At 35.9% G+C, this 5,535-nt stretch carries 4 protein-coding genes; all 4 read right to left on the reverse strand.

Going from position 1 to position 5,535, the window contains the following annotated elements:
• Window positions 1-915: abortive infection family protein (locus tag ACFILD_RS08820; protein ID WP_375665137.1), on the reverse strand; the 915-nt coding region annotated here is incomplete at its 3' end.
• Between the two features lie 1,410 nt (window positions 916-2,325).
• Window positions 2,326-3,690 carry an MFS transporter gene (locus ACFILD_RS08825; RefSeq protein WP_375664290.1) on the reverse strand — a complete coding sequence of 455 codons (1,365 nt, stop codon included), beginning with the start codon at window positions 3,688-3,690 and terminating at the stop codon, window positions 2,326-2,328.
• Window positions 3,691-3,747: 57 nt separating this feature from the next.
• Window positions 3,748-3,984: a hypothetical protein gene (locus tag ACFILD_RS08830; RefSeq protein WP_375664291.1), complete on the reverse strand. Its 237-nt coding sequence runs from the start codon at window positions 3,982-3,984 to the stop codon at window positions 3,748-3,750.
• Between the two features lie 304 nt (window positions 3,985-4,288).
• Window positions 4,289-4,693 (reverse strand): hypothetical protein, encoded by a 405-nt coding sequence (locus ACFILD_RS08835; RefSeq protein ID WP_375665139.1) that lies wholly within the window; start codon window positions 4,691-4,693, stop codon window positions 4,289-4,291.
• Window positions 4,694-5,535: the final 842 nt, after the last annotated feature.

Raw genomic sequence — 5,535 nt, forward strand, 5'->3', positions numbered from 1 at the left:
AATATAAATTGAGAGAGAATGGGCGGCATTAAAAGTTAAACGCGCATGGCGAGGCTTGAGATTGATTAGTTCAAAATCCTTTTCTGAGCGGCCGTGCGCTGCACCTTTCTTGTTTCTTAACTTTATAGTACCGCGCACAATTTGATACAGACCGGATGCGATCATTTTTAAGTCATTTTCATCTAGATCTTGATTTTTTAAGTTTTCTTGCTTCATATCTTCGGGATGGATCTTAGCTTTCTTAACGACTTCTTCCCATAAAGCGGGCAGATTATTACGGGCGTTTTCTGCATATGGGATAGAATGGTGGTCGAGATAAGCTTTGCAAGAGGCTTCCAACAGATTTGCTGCAAATAGAACTGCCTCCCTTGGATCTTTTTCTATATTTTCTAATGCTCTATTTATTTCGATTTCTACTGCTGAAAGTTCTTTCTCTGCAATAAGTTTTTTTAGCTCTTCCATCGAGAGGAGACCAGCTTTTTGCAATTCTTGTGTGGAGGTCAACTCCTTCTTGATAAGATGCCCTCCACGCTGATATTCTAATCCATCTTTCTTTAACGTTTCTAAAACTTTACGTTGATCTGTTTTAAGCTGTTGTAGCATTTGATCTTCTGGTATGTCTTGAAATATGAATCCGACTAACTTATGAAACTCGCTGTCCAAAAAATCACCAAGCAGGGGACCAAGGACTTCAAGCGGTTCATTGCATTTTACATTGATTGTGTCTAGTCGTTTCTTAATCGTGACTTCTTTATCATCACTTAGGTACTCATGAGGAGCAGATGGTGTATAAAAGAATAAGGCATCCAAATTCTCTGGCCAATAGTACTTTGGTAATATTTGAGAGAGTGCCCTAATTGTTGCAGGAGGGATTTTGTTTTTCTGAGATATTGTTTGCGGAGACGATAGTTGCATTTTGTATCTTTGTAATATCAAAAAGTGCTATGTTGAGTGGTTTTTAGAGTATGATTTTATTGTCTGACCTTGCTTAGAAAGTCGCGCAACAATTTTGTGGCTTATATAAGATTTGTGAAAGAGAAATGCCATATTGTGTTTTAATTTTTTTCTCCTTTCATTGTTATAACAGTGAAGCAGTGAAGGGGGTGAATAATGCGTGATAATTGGAAAAATATAGAATGAGAACAGAAGTATAATTTTGTATTATCGTAACTGCAATAACATTCTTTATTGGCAGATTGTTTATTAGAGAGAAGGAAGCAGGCAATGCGCATAATCCCTGAACGGAAGGTTTTGTGACAAGAATTTCAATAATGGCATGTTACTAAATGTTGTGTGTGTTCTTTGCTTGTCAGAAAAAGTAGATGTGGCTCTTTATTTGCATAACCGGTATAGAGTAATGAGTAATGCGGGAGGCTAGTTTAAAATCTCGTTTATTCCGTTAAAGCTTACGGTTTTCTATAAAAAGACTGTTTTCATTATATCCGCTGTGAAGCTCGCATACTTGGTAGATGGAAATATACGCGTTTATCGTGTCTGTAAGGGAGCTTGAAGCAATGAAGTTATGTGTAAAAGAGTTCTGAAAAGCTTCTTTTGTCCGTAAATTTTATAAGGAAAATCTAAAGGCAGGAAAATGTTAGAGAAATCTAAGAGTACGCTGTGAAAATCAAGAAACAGTCTTTTTAGAGATGGTTTGCTGTCTGTCATTGTGCATCATGATTTTCAATGTTTTTAAAATTTCCCTCTCAATGAGAGAGGGCTTTTTTATTAAAGTGGGGGAGATTTCTTATAACAGTTAACAATGAAATGGAGAGAAGATGCTGCTTTACCAGCTGTTTTTGTCTCTTCAGTTTCATTTGGACCTATTGCTGTTATGAAAGCATAGTGATTCAATGACTTTGAAAAGGGGTGAATAACATTATCAAGTTTGTAATACAGTGCGATTTTTCACATCGCGGTGTGTGGTAAAAGATGATTAGCATTTATAGGGGCGTGCGCGGGGGCGGGTTCTATATTCTATGCTGGTGCGGTAGGGCGTCTGTTAGCGCATTTATGGAACTATTCCGCATTGAAATGCGTGCTTAATTTCGTGGATCTTTGCAAAGGTCTGATCAGAAAATCCCATATTTCAAGAGGTTTTTAGAGGGATCTAAAAGCACAGAGGTATCATAAAATTACAAACACCGTACGTTACTGGAGGTGATCAATTTTAGAGCTTAAGGAGCTTATCGGTTTAGTGTTCTTTCATAAAAATGATGAAGGCTGTGGTCAAGGTCTCAGTGTGTTGGTTTCTCGAAAAGTGGTAAATGCTGTATGATTTTATATGCCATTGCCAATGTTATGGATAGGGTGTTCAAATAAAGCATATCATAAATCGGAATTCTTCTCTTTACGCGATAAGAGGAGGGCTAGGCAAAACAGTAAAAATGCAGCGATAGAGAATATGAAGAATACGATATATGTTTGGTTTAAGGACAAGTATTCTTCTGTCAGAGAATGGATCAAAAAGCCAGCGAATATACCCCCTAAGGCACCACCTATTTGCTGTAATATGCGTGTGATAACGGCTGTATCTTTGACGTATAAACTGTTGACATATTGGATGGGGGCGGAAAGGCAGACAATGGTGGCGATGCCAAGTCCTATGCCTCTTAGCAAGAATCCAAGTCCATCCATGCTTATATTATAGCCGAAGCATAATAACCCAAGGCTTGATGTCACTAAACCAATTCCTATCATGAAAAAGGGAGATTTTTCTTTCCATTTTTGGTAAATAAATTTCCTTCCGATCCATGCTCCTACCCCTTGCAGAGCTAGGAGGGCACCGATGATGAGAAGGCTATTTTCATGGGCTTGTTCCATGGCAATGGCTAGTGGGAAATAAACGAGGAAGCTATAAAAAAGAAATGAAGCAACAAGCCCCATGATCATGAGTAATGTATAGCGCGCATTTTGAAATCCGCTAAAGACGATTAATTTGTTTTTTGCTTTCTGATTAGAAACAATGAATAATATGAGAGATATCACCGCTATAAGTGCTAGGATATATAAGTGATTTTTGTTATTGATGTTTCTGGCTTCTGTGAGGTAAAAAAACGAAAGAAGCGATATGGAAAACGCTAAAAATGCAAATAAGTTAAATTTTGTTTTTGTTGTTTCGTTGTTCTTTAAATGTTTTGCTCCAAGGGTGAGTGCCAATAAAATAAGCGGAATATTAATAAAAAATAACAAACGCCAAGAGACATACTGAGCAAGTGAGGCGCCCACCAGCGGACCAAAGGCAGGAGCGAAAACTGTTGGTACGGCTATGGTGCCCATGGCTTGGCGCACTCGTGTCTGTCCAAATTGTAAGGCAATGATGGTTTGACTAAGGGGTAGCAAAAGACCGGTCCCAAAACCTTGAACGATACGGGCAGATATAATGGTTGGAAAACTATAGCTTAATCCTACCCCCAGTGATCCAAGCATAAAAATGAAGCTTGCAAGAAACCAAGTGCTTTTGATACCTATTCTTTCTTGCACAAAAGCTGCCATCAGTAGTCCTGGCACGGTGGCTAGAAAATAGGATGTTACAATCCATTGTATATTATTTCCTTCCACGGAAAAATAATGCGCAAGGTTAGGAAGGATGACATTAACAATGCTTCCGTCCAGCAGAGGAAGTATGCTGGAAATAATGACGGTATATATGACATACCTTTCTGTTTTTGTATAGGAATCTACCTTTTGCATGATCGTGCTCCCTACAGATGTTCTTTAAAACATTGGTTGCGCCCCATTCACAGACTTTTAAAAATTAACACGTGTTTGTGATGTCTGCGGTTTTGATATTGGAATGAATGTGATTGGAAGTGCTGATGGTCCCCAAATGCTTCTCTTTTGTACAAACCCCTCTTCCTCCAAAATGAAGCCATCAGTTAAGCTGATTTTGATGAGTTTATCGAGGAGTCTGTTTTCTGTCAATTCACTTTGCATGAGAGCAAAAGCAGAACCTACACGAGACGTGCATGCCTGCTCCATTTGCATTTATTATTTAACATGGAAAATGTGAAAATCTTTATAAATCAAATTATTGACTTAAAAATCCAATGTTTGTTTATATATCATTTTTTATGCTTAAATGATTGTTTGGGTGTCAAATGTATTCTCAATAGTTTATAATTTTCTTTTCTTAAATGTGCAGCCCTTTCTGGAAAATATTCGACAATCTCTTGATTGTTTAATAAAAATTAAAATCGGTTATAAGGAAGGGCTTGTAAATTATAGAGTAGGAAAAAGGTGCATTTTATAAACAACAGGGGAGGGTTGTTTCCATAGCCCAAACATTTTTTCAAGTTGTTATGGTATCTTTTTGAAGTGCTTGATCGATAAAAGTTTCATAATTATCAGAAACAATATATTGGGTATTTTCTCCCAAAGCTTTGAAATGTTCATGACCGCAATGGATTTTTGCTTTTTCCAGATCGCGCAACATGTCTTCGAAAATACTTCCTTTGCTTTCCACAACAAAATACAGTTTTTCTTGCCCATCTTGCTCAAATAATACAGCCCAATCGGGAGTATATGATCCAAGAGGTGTATCAATTTTAAACCATTTAGGCAGTTGCGCATAAACTTTAATCTCATCGTTTTTTTCAAACGATTGTGCAAAACTAAACTCAATATCTGAATCATAAATAACATGATCATAAGGTGATCTATGGTTTTTTACATATTCTTTTATATTTATTAAAATGCATTTTCTATTTTATTTTTTCGTATAATTAGCCAATGAAGATTTTGCTCTAATATCGCAATTTGTAAAAAACTATTTGGTCATTCAATATGAAACTTTTTATGTCGGTTTCTTGTATTGAAAGCAATGGTACGATTTTTGATATCTGATAAAAATATTTACAAAAGAATTAATAACGCATGATTATAGAATTTTGTCCTTTGTTTGAAGCATGTAAAGTTAAACCATTGTTTATTCATAGATTTTATGTTCATTGTTTATTTGATACATTTAATCTAGAATGTAAATTGTGTTCGTATACTCAAACTAAAATACTGGTATTGAAGTGGTGAGAGTGTTGCTTTGTTGAGAATAGATAATTTGGTAGGTTGGTATTCCCTTTGTATCAGAGAATTCAACTTATTCTCTCATATTGTGTGTGGATGAAATGTTAACCGCATAATGCTCCCTCTTACATGAGATGTAAGATTGATATGTTTTCCACATTGAGAAAAGTTGTTGATCGTAGAGAAATATTTTTTTGCGAAATTCGTTTGGCTTAAATGGAAAAAATAGAGCAAGAGCCGCATATTTGTTATGCTGTAATGGCATATATATAATCGATGGAGTCAACACTTCATTTAAGAAGTTTTTTAAAGGAAAAACATAAAAAAATAGAATTATTGAAAAAAATCTTTTATTTTGAAGCTTGTTTCTCACGATTATAAAAGCTTCACGTGGATTTCGAAAATTCTTGTTGTGTTGAAAAGCATGAAAAATCAAGAAGATTTTGCAAAAAAGCTGCACTATACGTGCAGCTTTTTATGTCTTTGTTTTAAAGGTAGACGTTTTAAAGCATGAAA

It is taken from the genome of Bartonella sp. CL162QHHD, from assembly GCF_042195435.1.
Lineage (GTDB): Bacteria > Pseudomonadota > Alphaproteobacteria > Rhizobiales > Rhizobiaceae > Bartonella.

Excerpts from the sequence above, each read along its gene's own strand:
- ACFILD_RS08825 (WP_375664290.1), bottom strand. The coding sequence starts at position 3,690 with ATGCAAAAGGTAGATTCCTATACAAAAACAGAAAGGTATGTCATATAT.
- ACFILD_RS08830 (WP_375664291.1), bottom strand. The coding sequence starts at position 3,984 with ATGCAAATGGAGCAGGCATGCACGTCTCGTGTAGGTTCTGCTTTTGCT.